Raw genomic sequence first — 2,754 nt, forward strand, 5'->3', positions numbered from 1 at the left:
TCGTCTTCACACACCGCAATCTGATGCTCTTTCGAGTGGTCAAATTGCTTGGGTGTTATATGGTCAAGCCTCACGGGCAATTAGTATTGGTTAGCTCAACGCCTCACAGCGCTTACACACCCAACCTATCAACGTCGTAGTCTTCGACGGCCCTTCAGGGGACTCAAGGTCCCAGTGAGATCTCATCTTGAGGCTAGTTTCCCGCTTAGATGCTTTCAGCGGTTATCTATTCCGAACATAGCTACCCGGCAATGCCACTGGCGTGACAACCGGAACACCAGAGGTTCGTCCACTCCGGTCCTCTCGTACTAGGAGCAGCCCCTCTCAAATCTCAAACGTCCACGGCAGATAGGGACCGAACTGTCTCACGACGTTCTAAACCCAGCTCGCGTACCACTTTAAATGGCGAACAGCCATACCCTTGGGACCGGCTTCAGCCCCAGGATGTGATGAGCCGACATCGAGGTGCCAAACACCGCCGTCGATATGAACTCTTGGGCGGTATCAGCCTGTTATCCCCGGAGTACCTTTTATCCGTTGAGCGATGGCCCTTCCATACAGAACCACCGGATCACTAAGACCTACTTTCGTACCTGCTCGACGTGTCTGTCTCGCAGTCAAGCGCGCTTTTGCCTTTATACTCTACGACCGATTTCCGACCGGTCTGAGCGCACCTTCGTACTCCTCCGTTACTCTTTAGGAGGAGACCGCCCCAGTCAAACTACCCACCATACACTGTCCTCGATCCGGATAACGGACCTGAGTTAGAACCTCAAAGTTGCCAGGGTGGTATTTCAAGGTTGGCTCCACGCGAACTGGCGTCCACGCTTCAAAGCCTCCCACCTATCCTACACAAGCAAATTCAAAGTCCAGTGCAAAGCTATAGTAAAGGTTCACGGGGTCTTTCCGTCTAGCCGCGGATACACTGCATCTTCACAGCGATTTCAATTTCACTGAGTCTCGGGTGGAGACAGCGCCGCCATCGTTACGCCATTCGTGCAGGTCGGAACTTACCCGACAAGGAATTTCGCTACCTTAGGACCGTTATAGTTACGGCCGCCGTTTACCGGGGCTTCGATCAAGAGCTTCGCGTTAGCTAACCCCATCAATTAACCTTCCGGCACCGGGCAGGCGTCACACCCTATACGTCCACTTTCGTGTTTGCAGAGTGCTGTGTTTTTAATAAACAGTCGCAGCGGCCTGGTATCTTCGACCGGCATGGGCTTACGCAGTAAATGCTTCACCCTCACCGGCGCACCTTCTCCCGAAGTTACGGTGCCATTTTGCCTAGTTCCTTCACCCGAGTTCTCTCAAGCGCCTTGGTATTCTCTACCCAACCACCTGTGTCGGTTTGGGGTACGGTTCCTGGTTACCTGAAGCTTAGAAGCTTTTCTTGGAAGCATGGCATCAACCACTTCGTCACCCAAAGGGTAACTCGTCATCAGCTCTCGGCCTTAGAATCCCGGATTTACCTAAGATTCCAGCCTACCACCTTAAACTTGGACAACCAACGCCAAGCTGGCCTAGCCTTCTCCGTCCCTCCATCGCAATAACCAGAAGTACAGGAATATTAACCTGTTTTCCATCGACTACGCTTTTCAGCCTCGCCTTAGGGACCGACTAACCCTGCGTCGATTAACGTTGCGCAGGAAACCTTGGTCTTTCGGCGTGGGTGTTTTTCACACCCATTGTCGTTACTCATGTCAGCATTCGCACTTCTGATACCTCCAGCAAGCTTCTCAACTCACCTTCACAGGCTTACAGAACGCTCCTCTACCGCATCACCTAAGTGATACCCGTAGCTTCGGTGTATGGTTTGAGCCCCGTTACATCTTCCGCGCAGGCCGACTCGACTAGTGAGCTATTACGCTTTCTTTAAAGGGTGGCTGCTTCTAAGCCAACCTCCTAGCTGTCTAAGCCTTCCCACATCGTTTCCCACTTAACCATAACTTTGGGACCTTAGCTGACGGTCTGGGTTGTTTCCCTTTTCACGACGGACGTTAGCACCCGCCGTGTGTCTCCCATGCTCGGCACTTGTAGGTATTCGGAGTTTGCATCGGTTTGGTAAGTCGGGATGACCCCCTAGCCGAAACAGTGCTCTACCCCCTACAGTGATACATGAGGCGCTACCTAAATAGCTTTCGAGGAGAACCAGCTATCTCCGAGCTTGATTAGCCTTTCACTCCGATCCACAGGTCATCCGCTAACTTTTCAACGGTAGTCGGTTCGGTCCTCCAGTTAGTGTTACCCAACCTTCAACCTGCCCATGGATAGATCGCCCGGTTTCGGGTCTATTCCCAGCGACTAGACGCCCTATTAAGACTCGCTTTCGCTACGCCTCCCCTATTCGGTTAAGCTCGCCACTGAAAATAAGTCGCTGACCCATTATACAAAAGGTACGCAGTCACCCAACAAAGTGGGCTCCCACTGCTTGTACGCATACGGTTTCAGGATCTATTTCACTCCCCTCTCCGGGGTTCTTTTCGCCTTTCCCTCACGGTACTAGTTCACTATCGGTCAGTCAGTAGTATTTAGCCTTGGAGGATGGTCCCCCCATATTCAGACAAAGTTTCTCGTGCTCCGTCCTACTCGATTTCATGACTAAGAGATTTTCGCGTACAGGGCTATCACCCACTATGGCCGTACTTTCCAGAACGTTCCGCTAATCTCAAAGCCACTTAAGGGCTAGTCCCCGTTCGCTCGCCACTACTAAGGGAATCTCGGTTGATTTCTTTTCCTCAGGGTACTTAGATG

The 2,754-nt window shown here is 52.0% G+C and carries 1 rRNA gene; it reads right to left on the reverse strand.

The window, feature by feature from the left end:
* Positions 1-59: 59 nt before the first annotated feature.
* Positions 60-2,754: ribosomal RNA gene (locus ACXPVS_RS27155) — 23S ribosomal RNA — on the reverse strand; the annotation flags it as partial.

The sequence above is a fragment of the Pseudomonas sp. Ma2-10 genome (genome assembly GCF_054330215.1).